The sequence below is a fragment of the Winogradskyella eckloniae genome (assembly GCF_013249045.1).
Classification (GTDB): Bacteria; Bacteroidota; Bacteroidia; order Flavobacteriales; family Flavobacteriaceae; genus Winogradskyella; species Winogradskyella eckloniae.
The window spans coordinates 69,298-94,164 of the sequence record NZ_JABRWP010000004.1 but is presented as its reverse complement, the minus strand read 5'-3'; the positions used below and the strand labels follow the sequence as shown (position 1 = coordinate 94,164).

The 24,867-nt window shown below is 32.2% G+C and carries 19 protein-coding genes; 10 read left to right on the top strand and 9 right to left on the bottom strand.

Features of this window, described 5'->3' with window-relative positions; genetic code table 11:
• Positions 1–161: 161 nt before the first annotated feature.
• A complete protein-coding gene (locus HNV08_RS08100; protein WP_173280681.1) occupies positions 162–2,162 on the bottom strand; it encodes an alpha-ketoacid dehydrogenase subunit alpha/beta in 2,001 nt (666 codons plus the stop codon).
• A gap of 147 nt (positions 2,163–2,309) precedes the next feature.
• Here HNV08_RS08100 and HNV08_RS08095 point away from each other — a divergent pair, with 147 nt between their 5' ends.
• The 5 genes from HNV08_RS08095 (at position 2,310) to HNV08_RS08075 (ending at position 6,418) form a co-directional block, all read left to right on the top strand.
• A complete protein-coding gene (locus tag HNV08_RS08095) occupies positions 2,310–3,260 on the top strand; it encodes an isopenicillin N synthase family dioxygenase (RefSeq protein ID WP_173280680.1) in 951 nt (316 codons plus the stop codon).
• Positions 3,261–3,346: 86 nt separating this feature from the next.
• Positions 3,347–3,676: a translation initiation factor gene (locus tag HNV08_RS08090; protein ID WP_173280679.1), complete on the top strand. Its 330-nt coding sequence runs from the start codon at positions 3,347–3,349 to the stop codon at positions 3,674–3,676.
• A gap of 5 nt (positions 3,677–3,681) precedes the next feature.
• Entirely contained in the window at positions 3,682–4,623 is a 942-nt protein-coding gene (locus tag HNV08_RS08085) for a DUF1835 domain-containing protein (RefSeq protein ID WP_173280678.1), read from the top strand.
• Positions 4,613–5,485, top strand: coding sequence for a nucleoside phosphorylase (locus HNV08_RS08080; protein WP_173280677.1), 873 nt, complete (start codon positions 4,613–4,615; stop codon positions 5,483–5,485). Before HNV08_RS08085 ends, HNV08_RS08080 begins: the two co-directional genes overlap by 11 nt.
• Positions 5,486–5,563: 78 nt before the next feature.
• Positions 5,564–6,418: a substrate-binding domain-containing protein gene (locus tag HNV08_RS08075; protein WP_173280676.1), complete on the top strand. Its 855-nt coding sequence runs from the start codon at positions 5,564–5,566 to the stop codon at positions 6,416–6,418.
• Positions 6,419–6,743: 325 nt separating this feature from the next.
• On the opposite strand, the gene ung is transcribed toward HNV08_RS08075, so the two are convergent.
• Positions 6,744–7,418, bottom strand: coding sequence for a uracil-DNA glycosylase (ung, locus tag HNV08_RS08070; RefSeq protein WP_173280675.1), 675 nt, complete (start codon positions 7,416–7,418; stop codon positions 6,744–6,746).
• Between the two features lie 137 nt (positions 7,419–7,555).
• Here ung and HNV08_RS08065 point away from each other — a divergent pair, with 137 nt between their 5' ends.
• Complete coding sequence (locus HNV08_RS08065) at positions 7,556–9,721, top strand: endonuclease MutS2 (RefSeq protein WP_173280674.1); 2,166 nt, start codon at positions 7,556–7,558, stop codon at positions 9,719–9,721.
• Between the two features lie 49 nt (positions 9,722–9,770).
• On the opposite strand, the gene HNV08_RS08060 is transcribed toward HNV08_RS08065, so the two are convergent.
• Positions 9,771–11,399: a hypothetical protein gene (locus HNV08_RS08060; protein WP_173280673.1), complete on the bottom strand. Its 1,629-nt coding sequence runs from the start codon at positions 11,397–11,399 to the stop codon at positions 9,771–9,773.
• Positions 11,400–11,704: 305 nt separating this feature from the next.
• Between HNV08_RS08060 and HNV08_RS08055 the strand changes: the two genes are divergently transcribed.
• The 3 genes from HNV08_RS08055 (at position 11,705) to HNV08_RS08045 (ending at position 16,495) form a co-directional block, all read left to right on the top strand.
• Positions 11,705–13,582: a coiled-coil domain-containing protein gene (locus tag HNV08_RS08055; RefSeq protein ID WP_173280672.1), complete on the top strand. Its 1,878-nt coding sequence runs from the start codon at positions 11,705–11,707 to the stop codon at positions 13,580–13,582.
• A 22-nt stretch (positions 13,583–13,604) separates the two neighbouring features.
• Positions 13,605–14,027 (top strand): thiol-disulfide oxidoreductase DCC family protein, encoded by a 423-nt coding sequence (locus tag HNV08_RS08050; protein WP_173280671.1) that lies wholly within the window; start codon positions 13,605–13,607, stop codon positions 14,025–14,027.
• A gap of 386 nt (positions 14,028–14,413) precedes the next feature.
• A complete protein-coding gene (locus HNV08_RS08045; RefSeq protein WP_173280670.1) occupies positions 14,414–16,495 on the top strand; it encodes a mucoidy inhibitor MuiA family protein in 2,082 nt (693 codons plus the stop codon).
• A 152-nt stretch (positions 16,496–16,647) separates the two neighbouring features.
• On the opposite strand, the gene HNV08_RS08040 is transcribed toward HNV08_RS08045, so the two are convergent.
• From HNV08_RS08040 to aroC, 5 genes are all read right to left on the bottom strand, one after another.
• On the bottom strand, positions 16,648–16,983 hold the full coding sequence (locus HNV08_RS08040; RefSeq protein ID WP_173280669.1) for a hypothetical protein: 336 nt from the start codon (positions 16,981–16,983) through the stop codon (positions 16,648–16,650).
• 25 nt (positions 16,984–17,008) lie between these two features.
• Positions 17,009–17,824 carry a sulfurtransferase gene (locus HNV08_RS08035; protein WP_173280668.1) on the bottom strand — a complete coding sequence of 272 codons (816 nt, stop codon included), beginning with the start codon at positions 17,822–17,824 and terminating at the stop codon, positions 17,009–17,011.
• 49 nt (positions 17,825–17,873) lie between these two features.
• Positions 17,874–19,319 (bottom strand): dicarboxylate/amino acid:cation symporter, encoded by a 1,446-nt coding sequence (locus HNV08_RS08030; protein WP_173280667.1) that lies wholly within the window; start codon positions 19,317–19,319, stop codon positions 17,874–17,876.
• A 63-nt stretch (positions 19,320–19,382) separates the two neighbouring features.
• Positions 19,383–19,640, bottom strand: coding sequence for a hypothetical protein (locus tag HNV08_RS08025; RefSeq protein WP_173280666.1), 258 nt, complete (start codon positions 19,638–19,640; stop codon positions 19,383–19,385).
• Positions 19,641–19,651: 11 nt separating this feature from the next.
• Positions 19,652–20,716 carry a chorismate synthase gene (gene aroC, locus HNV08_RS08020; protein WP_173280665.1) on the bottom strand — a complete coding sequence of 355 codons (1,065 nt, stop codon included), beginning with the start codon at positions 20,714–20,716 and terminating at the stop codon, positions 19,652–19,654.
• A gap of 207 nt (positions 20,717–20,923) precedes the next feature.
• Here aroC and HNV08_RS08015 point away from each other — a divergent pair, with 207 nt between their 5' ends.
• The gene (locus HNV08_RS08015; RefSeq protein WP_394353396.1) at positions 20,924–21,808 is read left to right on the top strand and encodes a UDP-2,3-diacylglucosamine diphosphatase; all 885 of its coding nucleotides are present in this window, start codon (positions 20,924–20,926) and stop codon (positions 21,806–21,808) included.
• Here the strand turns inward: HNV08_RS08015 and HNV08_RS08010 are convergent, their stop codons facing one another.
• Positions 21,809–24,793, bottom strand: a complete 2,985-nt coding sequence (locus HNV08_RS08010; protein WP_241697195.1) for an FAD-binding and (Fe-S)-binding domain-containing protein — start codon at positions 24,791–24,793, stop codon at positions 21,809–21,811.
• Positions 24,794–24,867: the final 74 nt, after the last annotated feature.

The following is a 24,867-nucleotide window of genomic DNA, read 5'->3' as shown; positions in this document are numbered from 1 at the left end:
ATTTATTTACCTATTTTTTTTAGGTTAAAATAAATTAACTTAAATGTAGCAGATGTTAGTTATCAAAGGAACAAAAAACATAAGAGTAAAGAAATTATTTTATACGTATCACAACTATCAATCTACAAAAATAGATATTTAATCTACTAATAGCTTTTTAGTTAATAAGCCAATAATTGTCGTAATGCATTCTCAAACCTTCCCTTAGCCATATATTGCTCTTCCAATTGTCCTATAAACGGAATAGGCGTTTCTAGACTAGCCACGCGTTTTACTGGTGCATCTAAGAATTCAAAACAGTCTTCCATTAGCAATGCTGATATATCACTTGCTATACCACCAAATAATGAGTCTTCTTGAAGAATGATGGCTCTTCCTGTTTTTTTAACTGAATTAATAATTGATTCTTTATCTAGAGGTTGTAATGTTCTTAAATCAATTAAATCTGCAGAAATATCATTATTTTTTTCTAAAGTTTCTATGGCCCAATGGACACCTGCACCATAGGTAATAATCGTTACGTTGTGACCTTCGTTAAGAAGCGCTGCCTTACCAAAAGGAATGGTATAGTACGCTGTAGGCACATCTTGTCTAACACTTCTATATAGGGCTTTATGCTCAAAAAACATTACCGGATTGGGATCATTAATTGATGTTGCAAGTAATCCTTTTGCATCATAAGGAAATGCAGGATACACTACTTTTAATCCTGGTGTTTTTGTAAACCAAGCTTCATTTGTTTGTGAATGAAAAGGACCTGCTGCAACACCTCCTCCACATGGCATTCTTAATACAACATCCGCTTCTTGTTGCCAGCGATAATGTGATTTTGCCAAGTAGTTAACTACAGGATTAAACCCTGAACTCACAAAATCTGCAAATTGCATTTCAACAACAGATTTTATTCCAGAAATAGATAAACCCATTGCAGTTTCTACAATTGCTGATTCACAAATTGGCGTATTTCTTACACGTTCTTTTCCAAATGTTTCTAGTAAACCTTCTGTAATTTTAAATACACCTCCATAAGCCGCAATATCTTGACCCATAATAACGAGATCATCATGCTTTTGCATTGACTGTTGTAACCCTTCTGCTATTGCATCAACAAAACGTATATCTGCCACGTTTGTATTCGGTACAACTTCCTTGTAATCAAAAGGCTTGTAGACATCATTTAACTCGGTAATTTCATCGGGAACAATCAATGGTTCTGCAGTGGCAGAGTCTAAGGCTTCGTCAATTTCTTTTTTAATTTCAGACGTGTAATCATTATCTATAGACGGACTTAAAATCTTTTTACTATATAAATAACTTCTAAAGTTATCTATCGGATCCTTTGCTTCCCAATCTTGCATTAAATCTTTGGGTACATATTTAGTTCCACTAGCCTCTTCATGACCTCGCCTTCTAAAAGTTTTAAATTCTATTAAAATAGGTCTTGGGCGTTTTCTTATACTTTCTGCTAGTTTTTTTACTTTCGTATACGTTTCAATGATATTGTTGCCATCTAAAATAAAAGCTTCAATACCATATCCTTTACCTCTATCTGCTAAGTTTTTACAATGGTATTGCTCATTGGTTGGTGTAGATAGACCGTAACCATTATTTTCAATACAAAATATTACAGGAAGCTGCCAAACTGAAGCCACGTTTAAAGCTTCATGGAAATCACCTTCGCTTGTCCCTCCTTCTCCAGTAAATACCGCAGTAACTTTTCCGTTTTTCTTTAACAAATTGGCTAAAGCAATACCATCTGCAACACCCATTTGTGGTCCCAAATGCGAAATCATACCAACAATATTATAGTCTTGTGTACCAAAATGAAATGAGCGATCTCTACCTTTAGTAAAACCGCTAGCTTTTCCTTGCCATTGGCAAAACAAACGGTGTAACGGAATTTTCCTTGTTGTAAAAACACCTAAGTTTCTATGCATTGGCAAAATATATTCATCTTGCTCTAAAGCCATAGTAACACCTACAGAAATTGCTTCTTGTCCTATACCCGAAAACCATTTAGACACTTTCCCTTGACGCAATAGAATAAGCATTTTCTCTTCAATGAGACGCGGTTTAAGCATATTATAATAAAGCTCTAATAGCGCCTCATTATTAAGATTTCTTTTATCGTAGGTTATGTTACTTTTTGTGATTGTTGGCATAAAACGTAATTTCGGTATTGAATCAAATGTAATTAAAATAGTATCAATAAACCACAATACACTTTAAATTGTCAATAAAATCGACCTAAAATTTCACACTATTATTGTTAACTTTGTATATTGACAAAAATTATAAATAATAATCCAATGGATAGAATACCTAGTGTAGATTTAAAGGATTTCATATCTGAAGATCCTAAACGCAAGCAAAAATTTATAGATGAAATAGGAAAAGCATATGAAGATATAGGTTTCGTTGCCCTAAAAGGACATTTTTTAGATGATACTTTAGTTGATAATTTATATGGTGAGGTAAAAAAATTCTTTAACCTACCAATTGAAGTCAAGGAAAGTTATGAAATTCCTGGTATTGGTGGCCAACGTGGTTATGTCTCCTTTGGAAAAGAAAGTGCAAAAGGTAAAAAAGAAGGTGACTTAAAAGAGTTTTGGCATTTTGGGCAGTATGTTGAAGATGATGAAGAAAGACGAAAAGAATATCCTGAAAATGTTACTGTAAATGAATTAGCAGAGTTTAATAAAGTTGGTAAACAAACCTACCAAATGCTAGAAAAAACAGCTAAGTATGTTTTAAGAGCTTTAGCACTTTATTTAAATTTAGAAGAAACTTATTTTGACAAATATATTCATAATGGTAATTCTATTCTAAGACCTATACACTATCCACCAATAACTCAAGAGCCTAAAAATGCTGTAAGAGCCGCAGCACATGGTGACATTAATTTAATTACATTATTAATGGGTGCTCAAGGTCGTGGACTACAAGTACAACGACATGATGGTGAATGGATAGATGCTATAGCAGAACCAGATGAGCTTATGATTAATGTTGGCGATATGTTGTCTAGACATTCTAATAACAAATTAAAATCAACCATTCACCGTGTAATAAATCCGCCTAGAGAATTATGGGGAACGTCGCGCTACTCTATGCCATTTTTTATGCATCCAATAAGCGAAATGAAATTAGATGTATTAGAAAGTTGTATTGATGAAGATAACCCAAAACAGTTTGAAGACATTACGGCAGGTGAATTCTTAAACGAACGTTTAATAGAACTAGGACTTATTAAAAAATAACAGACCGTTTGCCGTTTCTGGTAGCTTCAAATTAAAAATGTTGCTAAACTACAGAAGCCGATTACCAAGCACTGAAGACAAATAAAATGGATTTACAAGACCAATTAAAAAATCTGTTTCCAGATTATACACCAGAACCTACAGATACTTCTGAAGCTTCCAAGGACAACCTTTGGTTACAAGAGGATCCTATACTTTGTAAATACGAAAAACGAAAAGGCAAACCTATTACTATCCTTGAAGGGTATACAGGCGCTACTGAAGATTTTAAAAAGTTGGCAAAAGAATTAAAAACCAAACTCAGTGTTGGTGGCAGCTTTAAAGACGATAAAATCATAATTCAAGGCGACTATAGAGACAAAATTATGTCTATGTTAAAGGACAAAGGATTTAATGTAAAACGCGTAGGAGGTTAAAATTTATGATAAAAAATGCTCTGCATATTACTAACGGTAACGCGCTTACCGACTATTTAAAAGAACTAGATTTTACTGAAGATATACTTACATGGCAAGAAATCTTATGCGAAGGACCAACCATTCCAAAAATAGATTCTAAAGAATTCTTTGATCTTAGACGTTCGTTTTTAAAAACTTATTATGACATAGAGGTTAATGAAAAAGAATTACAAGCAGAATTATCTAAATTAGATGATGCTGATAAATATGATGAAATTAACTTATGGTTTGAGTATGATTTATTCTGTCATATCAACCTATTGGGTGTGATTAATTTATTACATCAAAAAGAAATAAAAAAACCACTATATCTCATTTGTAGTGGAAGAATAAAAGGAGAAAAAAGCTTAAAAGGATTAGCAGAATTAAGTGCTGGTCAGCTTAAATCTCATTATGCCAGTAAAGTAAAATTAACGCCAGACGATATAGATTTTGCAATAGCTTTATGGCGCACATACTGCGGAAAAGATCATAATATTTTAAAACCATATATTGTTACAAAGTCTAACTTTAAATATATGAGTAATTGTTTAAAAGCGCACTTAAAACGTTTCCCTGATCAAAAAAGTGGTTTAGGTACTATAGAAGCAAATATTTTAAAAATTATTCACGAAAATGATATAAAGTCATTAAATCATTTATTAGTTTATTGCTTAAACTATCAAGGCTATTATGGTTATGGCGACCTTCAACTAGAACGAAAAATAGATAAATTAGCCATATTCTATGCTGTAGAAAACGATGGCATAAAGCTAACTAGAAAAGGACATGAAGCGCTTTTAAAACAAAATAACTTTGCTTCAGAAGTTAATAACGACATCCATTATGGTGGTGTTAACCGACTGGCATACCAATTTAGTATCGAAGAAAATAAACTAATTAAAACAATTAAGAATGTCGATTAAAGATTCTGAACTGATTTTAAATCCTGATGGTAGTGTTTACCATCTTAACCTAAAACCAGAAGACATATCAGACACCATAATTTTTGTAGGTGATCAAGACCGTGTAGAAAAAATTACCAAGCATTTTGATAGTATTGAATTTAGCACACAAAAACGCGAATTTAAAACCCAAACAGGTTATTATAAAGACAAGCGCATATCCGTTATTTCTACAGGAATTGGTCCAGACAATATAGACATTGTATTAAATGAATTAGATGCACTGGTTAACATTGATTTAAAGACCAGAAAACCAAAAACAGAATTATCGAGTTTAAATATCATTAGAATTGGGACTTCTGGTTCCTTGCAAAAAGACATTCCTGTAGATGCATTTTTAATAAGCACACATGCATTAGACATTAACGGCATGTTACATTTCTATCAAATTGATGGCATAAGTAATCCTGAAATTGAAGATGAATTTATTAAACATACCAATTGGGACAAAAACAAAGCCAGACCTATTATAATTAATAATAGTAAATATTTAGAAAAGTATTTTGAAGGTCAAAAAATCTTTAAAGGAATGACAGGAACTGCAGGAGGATTTTATGGTCCACAAGGCAGAGTTTTACGTTTACCACTCCAAGATGCTGATCTCAATTCTAAATTAGACAATTTTAGTTACAAAGATTTTAGAATTACAAATTTTGAAATGGAAACCTCAGTAATTTATGGCCTTTCAAAATTATTAGGTCATGAAGCCTTATCTCTAAACGCTATTATTGCAAATAGAGCTACTGGGAATTTTAGTAAAGACCCTAAAAAAACTGTAGAAAAACTTATTACTTACGCCTTAGAGCGTATTGTAAATATTTAATAATAATGCGATTACAGCATCAACGTACAATTTAGTGATCGTTTTAATGATGACATCCCCTTTTTCGAAACAATAAAAATGAAGAAAGTAAATATTGGAGGCGTACCTGAACATTTTAATTTAGCCTGGTACTTAACTTTAAAAAATGGCGAATATAAAGAACAAGACATCAATTTACGATGGCACAATTATCATGGTGGTACAGGAGCTATGTGCAAAGCCTTACGATCTGGAGAAATAGATATGGCTGTTATCCTTACAGAAGGTGTTGTTAAAGATATTATAGATGGTAATCCATCAAAAATTGTGCAGACTTTTGTAGAATCGCCTTTAAATTGGGGAATTCATGTTGCGGCAGACTCTAGTTTTAAAACTATGGATGATATTAAAGGTAAAAGAGCCGCAATCAGCCGATTTGGATCTGGATCTCATCTCATGGCATATATCAATGCAAAAAACAACAATTGGGATCTACAAAAAGATTTAAATTTTGAAGTTATAAAAAACTTAGATGGTGCCATTGAAGGTCTTACTGAAGGCAAAGCCGACTATTTTATGTGGGAAAAATTTACTACAAAACCGATTGTAGATGATGGTATCTTTAGACGTATCGCAAACTTTCCTACGCCTTGGCCTTGTTTTGTCATAGCCGTAAGAGAAGAATTTATTAAAAACGACGAAGCAGCACTAAAGTCAATATTAAACATTATAAATAACACAACAATAGACTTTAAATTAATACCAAGTATTGATAAAACTATTGCTAATAGATATGGACAAGAATTAATAGATGTACAAGAATGGTTGTCTTTAACCGAATGGTCACAAACCCTTATACAAGAAGAAACAATTACCAATGTACAAAATCAACTATTTGATTTAAACATAATCCCAAAGAAAGTAGACTATTTAGAATTAGTGCATAAATTATAAGACTATCTAGTATTTGGTTTGTAGTCTAACGCGTATAGCATTTAATAAATAAAAGTTGGTCAGTATACCATTTAAGCTTCAATAGTTTAGAGTCAAATCTTTTTATATCTCAAAAATTTAATTATATTTGAAGTAAGCGTATGCTTACAATCAATCAATAATTAACCTAATATGATATTAACAATAGCAATAATTCTAGCCTCTTTGGTTGCGTTGAATTTTTTGTTATTAATATTTAGTTGTAATAAAACATCTAAAAAGTCTGACAATAGAATTCCACCATATTTAAAGGTTAAGAAAAACACCTCTATTAAAGTAAATACCGCTAAGGTAAAGACCAAGCAATTGGATGCTGGTCAACTCGCAGCAACTGGGAGTTAGTTTCACTAAAACACGTATTACCAAACCAACACCCTCTATTTGCACTTAAAGGCGAAGGATGTCCACTTTGCAAAACAATATGCTTTTTGGTATCAATAAGTTTAGTTTTTTTCTTAGCAAATCCGCCCCAAAGTAAAAACACAATATTGCTTTTCTCTTCACTAATTGTTTTAATTACAGCATCAGTAAATGTTTCCCAACCTTGTTTTTGGTGACTTCCTGCTTTATGAGCTCTAACGGTAAGTGTGGCATTTAACAATAATACACCTTGTTTAGCCCAAGGCATTAAGTTTCCACTTTTAGGATACGGAATTCCCAAATCCGTTTCAAGCTCTTTAAAAATATTAACCAAAGAAGGTGGATGCTTTACGCCATCATTTACCGAAAAACACAAACCATTAGCTTGGCCAACATCATGATATGGATCTTGACCAATGATAACCACTTTAACAGCGTCAAAAGCACAATGATTAAAAGCATTAAATATTTCTGACTTCGGCGGAAAACAGCGATGATTTTCATATTCAGAAGCAACGAAAGCCATTAAATCTTTAAAATATGGTTTCTCAAATTCAGCTTTAAGATAATTATTCCAGCTCGTGTCTATCTTTAAATGCATATTACTGTTGTCAATTAAGTTCAAAAATAAAGAAACCTACATTATTATTAAACCTTAATTAAAAGCACTTTTTGGCATTAGGCATATAGCCACTTTTACCCTAAATTTGTATTGCTTTAAAAAAGAAACAAAATTACATGATAAACATTCATGACAAAACATTAAAAGACCTCGAGTTCTTTACTGTTTTAGACCAAATTAGCGCACATACACTTACAGCTTTAGGAAAAGAAGCTGTCCTTGCTATTCTCCCGTTTAAAGAAGAAGAGGTATTGAAGTTAGAATTGGCTTATGTTAATGAATATTTATCATCCTTTGAGAATGAAAATAGAATTCCTAATCATGGCTTTGAAACCATTGCCAAAGAATTAAAATTACTTAAAATAGAAAATACTTATCTCGAAGTTTCAAGTTTACAGAAAATAGTAAGCATGTCACTAACGGTAAATACTATTTTAAAATTTTTAAAGAAGTTTGAAGAGTACTATCCTAAATTATACGCTTACAGTCAACCGATAGAAATCAATACCACAATTATAGAGCAAATTGATGCTGTTGTTGACCGATTTGGAGATATAAAAGATAACGCTTCTCCCCTTTTATCGAGCTTACGTAAATCTATTAACCTATTAAAAGGCAAAATTAATAGTAGTTTTTCTTCGGCATTAAACACCTATCACAACTTAGATTATTTAGACGATATTAGAGAATCTGTGGTAGAAAACAAACGCGTACTAGCTGTAAAAGCCATGTATCGTAGAAAAGTGCGTGGTGCTATAATGGGTGGAAGTAAAACCGGAAGCATCGTTTACATTGAGCCAGAAACCACCTTACAACATACCAGAGAACTCAATAATCTCGAATACGAGGAAAAAGAAGAAGTTATTAAAATACTAAAGGCGCTTACCAATTACATTAGACAATTTTTACCGCTTCTTAATGAGTATCAAACCTTTTTAACGCAAATAGATCTCATTTCTGCAAAAGCCAAATATGCGCACAGCATGGATGCCATATTGCCAGAATTTTCAAAGGAACGCAGTATGTATTTGCGAGACGCTTACCATCCACTATTGTATTTAAATAATAAAGAACAAGGCGAAAAAACATTTCCGCAAACGATTGGCTTAAAAAAAGACAGTAGAATTATTGTTATTTCTGGCCCAAATGCTGGTGGAAAAAGTATAACACTAAAAACCGTAGGTTTATTACAAACCATGTTACAAAGTGGCATGTTAATTCCGGTTCATGAGCGTAGTTATGTCTGTTTGTTCGATAGAATTTTAAGTGATATAGGCGACAATCAATCTATAGAAAACCACTTGAGTACGTATAGTTATCGCTTAAAACAGATGAATTATTTCTTGAAAAAGTGTAATAATAAAACCTTGTTTTTAATCGATGAGTTTGGCACAGGAAGTGATCCGGAATTAGGAGGTGCTTTAGCCGAAACCTTCTTAGAAGTCTTTTACGAGCGTGAAGCCTTCGGTATTATAACAACCCACTACTCTAACTTAAAATTATTAGCAAACGAGTTGCCATACATGGAAAATGCCAATATGCTTTTTAATGAGCGTACATTAGAACCCATGTACAAATTGGTGGTTGGCCAAGCCGGAAGCTCTTTTACCTTTGAAGTCGCACAAAAAAATGGCATTCCGTACAGCTTAATCAATAAATCTAAAAAGAAGATTGAACGCGGTAAAGTGCGATTTGATGCTACTATTGCCAAGCTACAGAAAGAACGAAGCAAATTAGAACGTACAGAACGCTCACTAAAAGAAAACGAAAAAAAGAAAATTTCTGAAGCTGATAAGCTTGAAGAAATTAACGCTAAGGTTCAAAAGAAATTAGAGAACTTTCAAGAGTTATACGATTCTAATCAACGCCTAATTTACTTAGGTCAGAAAGTCAACGACATCTCTGAAAAGTATTTTGAAGACAAAAAGAAACGCGAATTAATGGCGGAATTATTCCGTTTGGTACAAATAGAAAATTCAAAACGAAAAAAGCTTTCAGCAAAACAAAAACGAGCTGAGAAACATAAAGAACGTCAAGTAAAAGCTGAAGCCGAAAAGAAAGTTGAAGTTATACGAAAAAAGAAAAAAGCGGCTAAAAAGAAAGAAGTAAAAGTAGAAAAACCAAAACCAATTTTAAAAATTGGTGATCGTGTACGCATGCATGATGGAAGAGCCATTGGTAGCATAGATTCTATAGAAAAAGGAAAAGCCAATGTTAATTATGGCATGTTTACCACTAACGTAAGCTTAGACCAATTGGAATTGGTTGAGGCTAAAAAATAAAAAAAACGATGGCAATAACGCCATCGCTTTTCAAGAATTGCTAGCAATATTAGTTACAATTCGCTGCAACATCTCTTACCTCGGTTACTGAATCAACAATATTATTTAAATACATGTTACCTTTTATAGTAACTTCTACAAAATCTGAACCTATATTAGTAATTACACCTAAAAAATTTGAAATTTCGAGCTGTGTAGCAATTTCAAATCCAGACATAGACTCTGGGCCTTCGGTATGATTACCTGTTAATCTTAAGCGTTTTACATAAGGCACTTTAACGTTAGAATATGTTTGGTAAGCATCATAAACCAATGAAGCGCTACCTGCTGGTACTGTCACTATTCTATTTGAAAAGAAGGTGTTTGTTTCTGAAACCGATTCTTCAGCTGAGACTGTAGATGATGAACTGGCTTCTGTTGAAACTTCCAAGCCTGCCGATGCTTCAGCAGTTACAGAACCACCATTTCCAAAAAAACTGGTTTCTGCAGTTGCACTTACAGTAACATCTACATTTGTAGTAACTCTAGAACTTAAACCAATAGTTTCAGAAAATGCATTTGTGTATGTAGTCGTAACGTCTTTTTCTATTCCTACTTGTTGCTCTAGGTTTCCTGATCCGCAATTTTTTAAGGTACTGTTAAAACCAAAAGAGGTTACAACCGCAGGCAAAATTGGTTGTAAATATTCGGTATCTAATTGAGTGACTTGCCAATCAATATCTAAACTAATTATTCTAAAATACTGAATGGTACCATTATCGTTAGTGTGCCAATTAATATCAGAACCATTTGCGATTCTTCTCAATGGTTTATTATCTGAAGCACCTCTGATAGTATATAAACCATTAGATTCTTTCTTAACTTTAAATTTTAAATCTGCGTCTAAAGAACTAGGATTCGTAGATGGAAAGGAATAAGCACCAGATTGTCTAAATGTTCTTGTTGATTCCCCAATTCTTAAATAACGATTGGTTATAGCAGAATAAACAGCAACTGTATTATCCTCGTTTTGATATTGATATATATAAAATTGCTCACTTGTTACACCTCGATTAAAAGAAGATGTTCGTTCTTCAAGCCTAAGACTGCCATCATCACTACTTCCAGGTTTCCATACAATAGTATTTTCAAAGTTACCACCAGCATCAACTAACTGTAAGTAATAGCGCATATCACCATTAAAATGTAAGTTGTTAGAAACTGCTTCTAAGTTAGAAGCATCAATATCAAATTGGTTTCCATTTTCTTCAAATGAAACTACACTATAAGTTTCAGATAAAATAACGTTATCTGATGGATTTAAAACTTCAACCTCAAGACCCACACCATTTCTCAGTTCATCAACTGCAATTTCTGTTAAATTATCAATTGAGAGTTTTAGCTGTGCTATGTTTGTAAATGGGTCAACAACCAACTCTTGGTCATAATTACCTTGTGCTGCTGTAGTTGTGATATTAACTTTTACTGGATTATAACCTTTTTTAACCAAGTCTCTTGTGTTTATTAATAAACCTAAATCTCCTCCATAATTTTCTAAGTCGTCTGCATCAATACCGTTAACCTCTTCAATCTCACCATCACCAGGACCAGATCCATCATCCTCTTTACTACACCCAAATACAAAGAGTAGTAAAGTACACATCATAATACATTTTAAATTTTTAATAGCTGTTTTCATAATACATAATTTTGCGAATTGTTTCTGAGTCAAAACTAGAAGTCAAATCCACTAAAATCTAATTTTTAGCATGGACAAAGTATGGACAGCGGAATCGAAATTTTATATATCTACCATGAAACCAAAAAATTCTAACTAATTTCAAATAATTGATTATCAGTATCTTAACAAGTATATTGATATCTATTCATATAGACAATGCATAGACAAAGTATTAATTAAAATCAGTGTGTAGATATTAAGGTTGTCCAAGCCACTTTAATTTTAACTAACTTCGTTACAGCTAATTATTAAATATTTGTGATATGTTTTTTCGGATTATTATTCTTTTCTTAGTTTGTTTTTCTTCATCAATATTTGCTCAACGACAAACAAAAATTGACAGCTTAGAGAAGGCGTTGTCAGCATCAAAAATGGATATAGATAGGTTTCACATCCTTAATCATCTATGGAGTGAAAATATTAATAACAATATTGAAAAATCCTTAATATTCTCTAAGGATATGATAAGCCTAGGTAAAGCACTTAAAATTGATACTATTATTGGATTTGGTATTGAACGAAAAGCTGTAACCTATTCTTATATGAATAAGTTTGATAGCTCTAAAGTATATTTCAACAAAGCATTGAAGATGTATACACGACTTAATGACTTCAACAAAATAGCAGGAATTGAACGCAATATTGGACAGGATTATAACATGATTGGAAAATTAGATAGCGCATACCATTATTATGATAAAGCAGAAAAAAATTACTCTAAAGCTAATAACATGGTTGGCATTGCAGATATATACAATTCAAAGTCTATTGTTTTCTTAATGAAAGGCTACTACAATTTGGCATTAGAAAAAGCTTTAAAGGCTGAAAGTATATACACCACTAAAAAATTGCCAATGGACTTAAACCAAAATCGATTGGTTATTGCGAGTGTATATGGCGAAATGAAGGATACAATAAATGCAATTGACTATCATAAAAAAATATTGAAATACTTTAAAAAAGAGAACCAAAAAAGACAATACGCTAGTACACTAAATTTAATACTAAGTCTACAAATCCCAAACAAAGAAAAAAATAAAGAAAACAACAGGTATATAAATGAGTTATCAGAGATTAGTAATTCTCTTAAAGACCAAAGCCTTATTGATGATGCTTTAGAAAGAAAAGCACAATTTCTAATTGCAAGTGGTAAAATTGATGAAGCAAAAACAATATACCAATCAATGCTTAGTAACCAATCTATTTTAAATGATAGTTACGCTCTAGCATATTTAAACATGCATCTAGGTGAATGTCTAATATTGCTTAACAAGCATAGTAATGCCATAAAGTATCTAAACATATCTAAAACAGAAGCCGATAAAAATAACCTTGACGCACTTAAACCAAAGATTCACAAACTATTATCACAAGCGTACCAAGCAACTGAAGAATTTGAAAGTAGTTTGAAATATTACAAAATTTATAAAAATTTGGAAGATAACATTTCCAATACTGAAATAAATAATCGTTTTTCTGAATTGCAAACCATACACGAAACCGAAAAAAAGGAAGCAGAAATAGCCTTACAACAAGAAGAAATAAAAAACTTAAACATAAAAGCTAAAAATGACCAATTAATTAAAACACTATATGGAATTGGCATGTTCTCATTACTTGCTATTGCAGGCCTACTCTACTTCGGTTTTAAGCAACGTATGAAGAAAAACAGAATAGAACGCGAAAAACAAGAAGAAATATACAAACAAGAAATCGCCTTTAAAAAGAAAGAATTAGCGTCTCAAACTCTTCACCTAGTTCAAAAAAGTGCATTCATTCAAGAGCTAAAAGAGAATTTAGAAAAAATAAAAAAATCCCCAGAATTGTTTAAAGTGGAATTCCGGAGACTTGTAATGCTTCTCAAAAAAGAGAGTGCTGAAGATAAAGATTGGGAAGTATTTAAAAGTTATTTTTCTGAAGTACATAATGACTTCGACAATAAAATAAAAACTATTGCAGAGGACATCTCTGAAAAAGAAATTCGTTTAGCATCTTTTCTACGTATGAATTTAACAACCAAAGAAATTGCTTCAATGCTCAATGTTTTACCAGATAGTGTGCTAAAATCAAAATACCGATTAAAGAAGAAGTTAGCCTTAAATAAAGACGTGGATTTAACTGAATTTTTAAATACATTATAGGTATAAGCTTTATCTTTGCTCTGTGATAGCTCAGATTCCAAAAAACAAACAACTTATACTATTCGATGGTGTTTGCAACCTTTGCAACAGTAGCGTTTTGTATGTTATTAAGCGAGATTCTAAAAACAATTTCTTATTTGCGCCTTTAGAGAGTAAAATTGGAACTGAAATTATTACGAAGTTTAATATCGATACAGAGAAAACAGATTCAATATTACTTTACAATCCTAAGAAAGATACATTATCTTATAAATCTACAGCTGCAATTCTAATAGCTAGTCGTTTAGGTTTTCCTGTTAATATGTTATCAATTTTCTTAATTATACCTGCTTTTATAAGAAATTGGGTTTATAATTATATAGCTAAAAACCGTTACAAATGGTATGGAAAAAAGGATTCTTGTATGATACCTACACCAGAATTAAAGTCTAAGTTTATAGACTAAACAACGACCAATAAAAAGCCCTTCACAACCAAATGAAGGGCTTTTTTAAATTAACAACTTACTTAAAACTAAATTAATTTTTACAAAAAATGTTATTTCAATTCAGAATATTATGAGGGAAAATATTGAATTGCTTCATCGCACAAATTTTGATATCGTAAAGGTAAATCTGAAACTAAAAACATTGAAAAAAACTCGTTAAAGGCAATATAATAATTGATTATTACGTGAAAAATGTAAAATATCTCTATCAATGACCTTAAAGTAGTATTTACCTTACTAGGTAAAAGCACTAATTCACTTTCTATTTTACTGGCTTCACTCATTCTTACTTTTAAGCAAAGCATTTGGCTCCTAATTTTGAATATAACTAAATACTCAACATTATGAACCACCAACTAAACTCCTTAAAATGTGGCTTACTATTCTTATTACTTAGTATCAGTACAAAAATGTGCTTTTCGCAAGTGCAAAATTCAGAAATTAAAACCGTTACTGTCTATTTAGATGGTGCAGAAATAAACCGAGAAGCTGCTGTAAAACTGAAAGCTGGTAAATCTGAAATCACGCTTCAAAATTTATCACCTTATATAGAGGAAAGTAGTATTCAAATTTCAGGATTAGATAAGGCTTCTATCCTATCCATAAATTATGGCATAAATTATTTAACAAAGAATAAACAAAACGATTCTATTGTTGCATTACAAAACGAACTTAAAACAATAGAAAAAAACATTCAATATCAAAACAATCTCATTTCTGGTTATAACGAAGAATTAAGTTTAATTCAGAATAATAAAAAACTAGGCAATGCTAATGAAGTGGTAAGTTTAGAAAAGCTAAAAACTTTTGCCACCTATTATAGAACTCGTATTACAGCATTAAAAACAGATATAAATACGTCGCATTCTAAAATTGATGATTTTAAACATACACAAATTAAAATTCAACAACAGTTAGCCGAATTTAATGTTGAAGAAAAGACACAAACAGGCGAAATAAAATTAAAACTAAACAGTGAAATAGCCACAACCTTAAACTTAAAAATAAAGTACAATATAAAAAATGCAGGTTGGTTTCCTATCTACGACCTAAAGGCAGAAAAAATTAACAGTCCTATTAATTTAGAGTATAAGGCGCATGTTTACCAAAACTCAGGATGTGATTGGGCAGACGTTAATCTTGTGCTCTCCACAAGCGATCCAAATACCAATAACGAAAAACCAACGGTTAACCCTAAATATTTAAATTTCATTAGCCCTTACAGTCAATATAACACGAGTCGCGCGACCAAAAGTTACAATTATAAATACAATCCGTTAGTAAAAACCGTTTCTGGTGTTGTAACTACAGCCTCAGATGGATTACCTGTGCCAGGCGTATCAGTAATTGAAAAAGGCACATCTAATGGTGTACAAACCGATTTTGACGGTAAATACACTCTAAATACTACTAGCGGAAATACAATTGTATATTCCTATGTTGGAATGAGTTCTGAAGAGTTACCAATTCATTCTAGTATTATGAATGTCACATTAACTGAAGACAGAAATTCATTAGATGAAGTTGTAGTAATTGGTTACGGTACGACAACAAATGAAGCATTATCAGGTGCTGTAGCTGGTGTTAAAATTAGAGGAAATTCTTCAATGATAACAAACAAAAAGGCCTTATACGTTGTTGATGGTGTTCCGGTTAGTGCTAATGATGTGAGCCGTCTAAATCCTGATAACATAGCTTCAATGGACATTTTAAAAGATGCTGCTTCAACAGCTATTTACGGAAGTCGAGGCTCTAATGGTGTGATATTAATTTCTACAAAAACTAATAAAAACGAATTTGGCGTAATTACAGAAGAAGGCATAACGAACACCAACTTTAAAATTGACAAAAAGCACAATATACCTTCAGATGGCGATGTTGTTGTCATTGAAATAGATAAATTTAGTGTGCCTGCCAACTATACTTATTTTGCGGCACCAGTTCTAAATGAAAATGTGTTCTTAACCGCTAAGATTGGTAATTGGGAACAATACAATCTATTACCTGCAGAAGCCAATGTCTATTTTGAAGGCAGTTATTCTGGAAAAACAAATATTAATCCTGCTGCAACTACAGATAGTTTAACAATTTCACTTGGTGTAGACCCAAATATTGTTGTAAAACGCACACAACTAAATGATTATAAAAAAAGCACTTTTATTGGTAATAATAAGGTGGTACAAAAAGCTTATGAAATTGAAATTAGAAACAATAAAACATCTCAAGTGGAGTTAACTCTTCTAGACAGAATACCTAAAAGTCAGAATAAATCTATTAAGATTGATGATATAGAAACAGGGACGTCTACCTATGATGATGACAAAGGAATTTTAAAATGGAAATTAAGCATAAAACCAGGCGAAACAGAAACCTTACAACATGCATATTCCGTTAAATTCCCAAAAGGAAAACGTGTAAATTTATAATAAAATGCAAGTCTCAAAACAATATAGTTTCAATTAGAGCCTAGCTTCCGTTAGTTAGGAATGAATCTAATTCTTATAAGAAAAAATAGTCTAGCTTCTTATAAGTGTCTTTAAAACGATAGAATGACTATGTTTAGTTTTGAGGCTTTTTTTTAAATAGCTTTAAACAAACGTTCTAAAGCTTTAAACATATTTTGCTCTGTAATGTCAAAATCGTCGTCTGCAAAAAACAACACTTTAATATCTTCTAGCAATAAATCTACATCGTCTTTATCGTAAAGATGTTGCTCTAAGCTTGTGGTAATTTTTTTAAGACCTTGATAGTCGTTATCTCTATCAAACTCTTCGTGAATTTCTTTGAAGGTCTCTTTATCTACCTTAGAGATAATAAATTCACGTTCTTTTTCAGATTCTTTAAAATCAGCATTTGCAGCAAATAATAAAACGTAGGCTACAAGTTCATCTTTAGTCCAATCTATTGTTTTCATGTTTACGCTCCACAAAAGTGGTTTTTTATTCAGTTAAGCTTCCATATTCTGTCCACGATCCATCATAGACAATTAAATTTTTATAGTTACAAAGCGTAGCAGCCAAAGCCACCACACAAGCCGTAATACCAGAACCACAGCTAAAGAGCATTGTTCTGTTTTCTATCCCTAAATTACTAAAGATTTCTGATAATTCCTTAATTGGCTTCAAAGTATTTCCATTTAACAAATCTGTAAACGGTAAATTTTTAGAATTTGGAATTGTCCCGCGTCGCAATCCTGCCCTTGGCTCATCTACCAAACATTTAAATCGTGCTTCTGACCTCGCATCCACAATTAAAACATTTTCGTCTTTAATAAATTGATTTAAACCCTCAAAATTGGTCATTAATTGGGAATTAAAGTTAACGGAAATGTTACCTTTTTGATAAGTTTCTTCTTTATAAGCGTTCACAGAATATCCTTTTAATGTCCACTCTGGCAAACCTCCATCTAATACAGCCACATTATAAAACCCAAATACTTTAAACAACCACCAAACTCTTGCACTTGAGTAAATACCTTTATCATCGTAGACTACAATACAAGATTCCTTGTTGATACCTAGATTTTGAGCTTCATCTTGAAATTGTTCTATAGAAGGTAATGTGCTAGGAAAAGGTGCAGAAACATCACTGAATTTCTTCTTAATATCGAAAAAACGCGCATTTAATAATCGTATAGAATCACTACCTATTACCTTATTAATGGTTGCATCTAACACTATTAAATTTGAAGCATCCTTATTTTCAAACAGCCAATCTACTGAAACTATTGGGCAATTCATCTGTACCGTTTTCATATGACTATAATTTTGTTGCTCTAGAAATTAAAAACACAATGGCATTATATTAAGAATCTAAATCAAAGGTTTCTGAAGGGTTGTCGTGTTCTACATAATCTAACATATTTTCGCCATCTGCAATTATAGAACAAACCGTAGCATCTCCTGTAACATTGACTACAGTTCTAAACATATCTAAGATTCTATCTACTGGAAAGATAATAGCAATCCAAGCCGGATTCAATCCTACAGAACTCAATACAATTATTAGCATTACTAAACCTGCACTTGGTACTGCTGCTGAGCCAATAGACGCTAAAGTTGCCGTTAAAACAACTGTAACTTGCTGTCCTATGGTTAAATCTATCATATGCATTTGTGCCAAAAACACAACTGCTATAGCTTGGTACATACTCGTACCATCCATATTAACCGTTGCACCAATTGGTAAAACAAAACTACTTACCTTTTTATTTACGCCTAGATTTTGTTCTACACATTCCATCGTTACTGGTAATGTTGCCGCACTACTAGAGGTAGAAAACGCTAAGGTTTGTGCTGGTCCCATTCCTTTAAAGAATCCTTTATAAGGTATTTTTTTAACAAACAATTTTAATACTGCAGGATATACAGCTACAATCATCGTAATTAAACCGACAAGAACCGTTAAAGAATACCAACTTAATCCTTTAAAAATTTCGACCACTTTACCAATATCATTACCTGCCATTTTACTAACCACACCTGCTAATAAAGCAAAAACAAAGAATGGAGCTGCTTGCATTACAATATCTACCATTTTTAAAAACACTTCATTAATCCCATCGACTAATTTTAAAACTGGCATGGATTTTTCCGCAGGAATAAACAATAAGCAAACACCAAAAAATACTGCAAAGAATATAATTTTAAGCATAGAACCATTGTCTGTAAGGGCATCGAAAAAATTACTTGGTATAATATCTACTAAAGGTTTTAAAGGCGATACCTCTTTTTTGTTTTTTACAGCGTCTACCTTCTCTTTTACAGAAGCATTTTGAAGCTCTTTTTTTGTTAATTCTGTAATTTCTTGAGCACGATTAAAAAACGCAGGATCCTCAAGATAATTAATACCATCTTTTATCTCATGGCCTTCAGAATTGGCCCAAATTTCGTAACTAATTCTATTATCAATTCTGCTATCCTCATTAATTAACTCACCTGGTTTAACCAAATTCACCAAAACTAAACCTAAGGAAATCGCCAAAATTGTAGTGATTAAGTAAATACCAAGGGTTTTTCCTCCCATTCTACCCAAACTTTTAGGATCTCCAATATTTGCCACACCACCTATAATAGAAAATAAGACTAAAGGAACTGCAATTAATTTTAGCAGATTAATAAATATGGTTCCGAAAGGATCAATCCAATCAATGGTAAATTTACTCCAACCCATTGAACTCGACAATAAAGCCCAAATTATACCGAGTACCATTCCTATTATTATCTTCCAGTGTAATGCTAGTTTTTTCATGCTTTTAATTTAATTCTTATCTAAAAATAGGTGTGATATTATTTGATTCAGTACTAAAACATTTTATCCATTTATAATAGATATAATGAATAAGATAGTTACAACATAGAAAAATATACCCAATATTCTTACCTGAGTAGCTTGTTCAATTTTTTTATCAAAACCATATTTTTCAAATCTTTCATTTTCCATTTTATTAAAGTCATGGGGATTCATAAAACCACCCTTACTTTGAAATGGAAAAAAGAAAAAAGTTAGCCATTCTTCCGTAGTTAATGGAATTTCTTTACGCTTCTTTTTATTTTCCTCTTCTAAACTCAAATAATTAGAAATTACAGTCGTGTTACTCTATCTAGCAATAAATAATCTGCTAAAACTAAAGCTGCCATGGCTTCTACAATAGGTACAGCTCTCGGCACAACACAAGGATCGTGTCTGCCTTTACCTTGCATTTCTACAATTTCACCTGCACTATTTAAGGCATCTTGTTTTTGTATTACCGTTGCAACAGGTTTAAAGGCCACTCTAAAATAAATATCCATGCCGTTAGAAATACCACCTTGGATGCCTCCAGACAAATTGGTTTTAGTCGTTCCATCTGCATTAAATAAATCATTATGCTCGCTTCCTTTCATTTTGGCGCCACAAAAACCACTTCCATATTCAAAGCCTTTGACAGCATTTATGGATAACATCGCTTTACCAAGTTCTGCATGTAATTTATCAAACACAGGCTCTCCTAAACCAACAGGTACATTTTTAATAACACATGTTATTGTACCACCAATAGTATCACCTTGTTTTTTAATTTCTTCTACTTTAGTAATCATTTTCTTTGCTGTCGCTTCATCAGGACAGCGAATAATATTAGATTCTATTTTACTAAAATCTAAATCTTGATAAGGTTTATCTATAAAAATATCGCCAACAGACGATGTAAATGCATTAATTTCTATACTTGATAAAAATTGTTTTGCTATAGCTCCTGCCACCACACGAGAAGCGGTTTCTCTCGCAGAACTTCGTCCTCCTCCTCTGTAATCGCGTATGCCATACTTTTTATCATAAGTATAATCTGCATGGCTAGGACGATAAACGTCTTTAATATGACCGTAATCTTTAGATTTTTGATTGGTGTTATGAATTACAAATCCGATTGGTGTTCCTGTGGTTACACCTTCAAAAATGCCAGAATAATAGTCTACAGTATCTGGTTCTTTACGTTGTGTTACAATTTTTGATTGGCCAGGTTTCCTTCTATCTAATTCATTTTGAATGGCTTCCAAATCTAGAGTTATTCCAGCAGGACAACCATCTATTATGCCTCCAATTGCCTTTCCATGTGATTCTCCAAATGTTGTAAGTTTAAATAATTTTCCGAATGTATTTCCTGCCATTACTATTTATTTTACGCTAATGTAATTGTTATATTATTAAAACAAAAATAGCAATCTATTTTTCCGTTGTCAATTGCCTAAAATATTATACAATTGACTTAACATTGTGTTCATTTTTAAATAACAATTTACTCATAGTTAAATAATTATGGCATAACACTAAAATAATAAATATTGATGTCCTTTGTGACACAAAGATTTAGTAGTGTGAAAATTAAAAGACAAGTAGAAATTGCTGTTATTTCAGATGTACACCTTGGCACATATGGATGTCACGCCAAGCAGTTACTTACATATTTAAACAGCATTAATCCAAAAACGTTAATTCTTAATGGCGATATTGTTGATATCTGGCAGTTTAAAAAACGATACTTTCCTAAATCACATTTATCGGTAATAAAAAAAATTATGGATTTTGCCTCAAATGGCACAGAAGTTATCTATATCACTGGTAATCATGATGAATTTTTAAGAAAGTTAACCGATACTCAAATTGGCAATATTTCTATTGTAAATAAATTGGTTCTTGATCTAGATGATAAAAGAGCTTGGTTTTTTCATGGCGACGTTTTTGATATCTCAATTCAAAATGCTAAATGGCTCGCTAAATTAGGCGGTTATGGTTATGATTTACTAATATTACTAAATAGATTTGTTAATTGGTGGTTAGATAAACTTGGAAAAGAGCGTTATTCACTTTCTAAAAAAATAAAAAATAGCGTAAAAGGCGCTGTAAAATATATTAATGATTTTGAGAAGGTAGCCACAGATTTAGCCATAGAAAATGGTTATGATTATGTGGTTTGTGGCCATATTCACCAACCCAAAATGATTGAAACCAAAAACAAAAAAGGCAAAACGACTTACTTAAATTCGGGAGATTGGGTTGAAAATTTCACAGCATTAGAATACCAATTTAAACGCTGGAAAATCTATAATTACAACCAAGATAAATTAGCTGCTTTCTACACAGATGAAGACATTAAAGATATGGATTTTAAAGAGCTAATTGCTGCAATTACTATTGTTGAACAGCCTAAATCTAAGTCTAAGAAAAACAAGGAAAAAAATAAGAAAAAAAATAAAGATTAATTAAAGCAATGCTTCCTTAAGTATAGAAATAGGATGTATTGCTAAACGTCCTGTGCCATCCTTTATTTGATGTCTACAACTTGTTCCATTCGCTGAAATCACAATATCTTCTGAAGCTTTTCGCACAGCCGGAAATAAGGTTTGTTCTCCTATTTGCATACTTACTTCGTAATGTTCTTTCTCGTATCCAAAACTTCCTGCCATTCCACAACAACCACTTGGTATAATTGTTACTTTATAGTTTTCAGGTAAATTCAATACATCAAAACTAGATTTTTGATTTGCCAAAGCCTTTTGATGACAATGACCGTGAAATTTAATGGTCTTTGATTCTTTTGTAAATTGTTCTGGTTTTATGTTTCCTAATTCAATTTCTTGCTGAATAAACTCTTCAATCAAAAACGTATTTTTTGCTATTGATTTTGCCGAATCTTTATCATCTGCTAGTTTTAAATATTCATCTTTAAAGGATAAAATCGCTGAAGGCTCAACACCAATTAAAGGTGTGTTTTCCGTTATTAAATCTTTGAATTTTAAGATGTTTTCATTCGCCATTTTTTTAGCTTCAGCAACCAAACCTTTTGAGAGCATTGCTCTACCAGATTCAGCATGAGAAATGATAGAAACTTTATAATTTAAACGATTTAAAAGCGCAATGGCATCTACACCAATTTCTGTATCTAAATGATTCGTAAATTCATCATTAAAAAGAAACACCTCTTTAACATAATTTTCTTTAACTATTTTATTTTTAACTAATTGAAACTCTTCACCTAAACTTTTATTAGAAATCAAAGGCAAACTGCGTTCTTTGGCAATACCTCCAACCGACTTTATAATTGAACTTGTAAATCCGTTAGAAAACATAAAATTTGTTAGCTTCGGAATTCTACTCGCAAACGCATTAATTTTGTTGTTATAAGCAAACAATTTTGTTCTAAAAGGCACACCATTAGCGCGCTGATATTGGTATTGAAATTCGGCTTTTAAAGCAGCGACATTAACACTACTTGGACATTCGCTTGAACACGCTTTACAACTCAAACACAAATCGAAAACATCCTTTAATGCGTCATGATTAAACTTGTTCGGTTTCTCTGAATTCGTTAAAAATTCACGTAATGCATTTGCGCGTGCACGTGTGGTATCTTTTTCATCTTTTGTAGCTCTATAACTCGGACACATCGTGCCACCAAATTCTGGTAATTTTCTACAATCGCCAGAGCCATTACATTTTTCTGCTTCACGCAAAATACCTTCAGAACTTGAGAAATCTAATAAGGTTTCTATTTGAGGCTCTTCCCTATTAGGCTCATAACGCAAATTCTCATCCATTGGATAAGCATCTACTATTTTATGAGGATTAAAAATGTTATTTGCATCAAAGGCGAATTTTATTTGCTTTAATATTTCATAATTGGAAGCACCAATCATCATTGGAATAAATTCTGCTCTCACAATGCCGTCGCCATGTTCGCCAGACATAGAACCATTGTATTTCTTGACAAGTTGAGCTACAGCAGTTGTAATTTCTCTAAATAGCTGAACGTCTTCCTTCTGTTTTAAATCTAAAATGGGTCTTAAATGCAACTCACCTGCACCAGCATGTGCATAATAAACAGCGTTTTGGTTAAACGTTGTCATTAACGCTGTAAATTCTGAAATATAATCTTCCAAATCTTCAAGCGCTACAGCTGTATCTTCAATACAAGCCACAGCCTTTTTATCGCCAATAATGTTACCTAGTAAACCTAAACCTGCTTTCCGTAATTCAAAAGCCTTATTGATATCTGCTCCTCTTAAAACAGGTTGCGCGTAACTCAGATTTAAATGCGAAACGGTTTGCAAAAATGCATCTATTTCAAGTTCAAGTAACTTAGACGAATGCGCACTTAACTCACACATTAAAATTGCAACAGGATTTCCTTCTATAAACGTTCTGTTTTGTTGTTGCGTTTTATTGTGCTTTGTTAGATTCAAAATAGAATCATCCATCATCTCACATGCATGTAAATTGTGATTCATCACATGAGAAACAGACTTCATACAGCGTTCAATACTATCAAAATGAAGCGCAACCATCGCATTTTTACTTGGTGGCAAATCGTCTAACTGTAATGTAATTTCTGTTGTAAACGCCAATGTGCCTTCACTTCCAGCTAATAATTTACACATGTTAAAACTTGAACTTGAATTTGAAGTTGAAGTTGAACCTGAAATTGAAGTTGACGTTGAAAAAACATCAGACTTAATTAATTCATCTATAGCATAACCTGTATTTCTTCTATGTATGGTTGGTTTAGGGAAATTATCTTTTATTTGATTCTGAATAGCTTCAGGTTCTAACGTTTCAAATATGGTTTTATAAATATGACCTTCAAGCGTGTTTAATTTGGTTTTTTGATGAAATTCTTCAGGTGTCAAATCTGAAAACTCCACTTCACTTCCATCGCTCAAAATGGTTTTAAGGCGAATCACTTTATCTCTAGTTACACCATACTGAATGGATGTGGTTCCAGACGAATTATTTCCAACCATTCCGCCAATCATACAACGATTAGAGGTAGACGTATTCGGCCCAAAAAATAAGCCGAAAGGTTTAAGATAATTATTCAACTCATCTCTTACAACACCTGGTTGTACTGTAACGGTTTTATTGGCTTCATTAACATCTAAAATTCGTGTAAAATATTTAGACACATCAACCACAATACCTTCACCAACACACTGACCTGCCAAAGAAGTACCTGCTGTTCTAGGAATTAATGATGTGTTATTTTGCTTAGCAAAATTAATTAGTAATGTTATGTCCTTTTTAGTTTTTGGCAAGGCAACCGCAAGCGGCAATTTTCTGTAAACAGAAGCATCTGTTGCATATAGTTTTCGTGATAAATCATCAACATACAACTCACCATCCAACTGTGATTTTAAGGCTTGTAGTATCTTATGGTTTTTATTTAGCATATGCGTTAACAATGGATGCATTTAAGTTATAAAATTGTCCTAAAAAAAAGGCTAATCATTCAATTTTGGCATAATTTTGGCGTTATGAAGAAAAG

Bases quoted from the DNA above. Each gene is read 5' to 3' on its own strand.
- HNV08_RS08100 (WP_173280681.1), bottom strand. From the start codon at position 2,162: ATGCCAACAATCACAAAAAGTAACATAACCTACGATAAAAGAAATCTT.
- HNV08_RS08095 (WP_173280680.1), top strand. From the start codon at position 2,310: ATGGATAGAATACCTAGTGTAGATTTAAAGGATTTCATATCTGAAGAT.
- HNV08_RS08090 (WP_173280679.1), top strand. From the start codon at position 3,347: ATGGATTTACAAGACCAATTAAAAAATCTGTTTCCAGATTATACACCA.
- HNV08_RS08085 (WP_173280678.1), top strand. From the start codon at position 3,682: ATGATAAAAAATGCTCTGCATATTACTAACGGTAACGCGCTTACCGAC.
- HNV08_RS08080 (WP_173280677.1), top strand. From the start codon at position 4,613: ATGTCGATTAAAGATTCTGAACTGATTTTAAATCCTGATGGTAGTGTT.
- HNV08_RS08075 (WP_173280676.1), top strand. From the start codon at position 5,564: ATGAAGAAAGTAAATATTGGAGGCGTACCTGAACATTTTAATTTAGCC.
- ung (WP_173280675.1), bottom strand. From the start codon at position 7,418: ATGCATTTAAAGATAGACACGAGCTGGAATAATTATCTTAAAGCTGAA.
- HNV08_RS08065 (WP_173280674.1), top strand. From the start codon at position 7,556: ATGATAAACATTCATGACAAAACATTAAAAGACCTCGAGTTCTTTACT.
- HNV08_RS08060 (WP_173280673.1), bottom strand. From the start codon at position 11,399: ATGAAAACAGCTATTAAAAATTTAAAATGTATTATGATGTGTACTTTA.
- HNV08_RS08055 (WP_173280672.1), top strand. From the start codon at position 11,705: ATGTTTTTTCGGATTATTATTCTTTTCTTAGTTTGTTTTTCTTCATCA.
- HNV08_RS08045 (WP_173280670.1), top strand. From the start codon at position 14,414: ATGAACCACCAACTAAACTCCTTAAAATGTGGCTTACTATTCTTATTA.
- HNV08_RS08040 (WP_173280669.1), bottom strand. From the start codon at position 16,983: ATGAAAACAATAGATTGGACTAAAGATGAACTTGTAGCCTACGTTTTA.
- HNV08_RS08035 (WP_173280668.1), bottom strand. From the start codon at position 17,824: ATGAAAACGGTACAGATGAATTGCCCAATAGTTTCAGTAGATTGGCTG.
- HNV08_RS08030 (WP_173280667.1), bottom strand. From the start codon at position 19,319: ATGAAAAAACTAGCATTACACTGGAAGATAATAATAGGAATGGTACTC.
- aroC (WP_173280665.1), bottom strand. From the start codon at position 20,716: ATGGCAGGAAATACATTCGGAAAATTATTTAAACTTACAACATTTGGA.
- HNV08_RS08010 (WP_241697195.1), bottom strand. From the start codon at position 24,793: ATGCATCCATTGTTAACGCATATGCTAAATAAAAACCATAAGATACTA.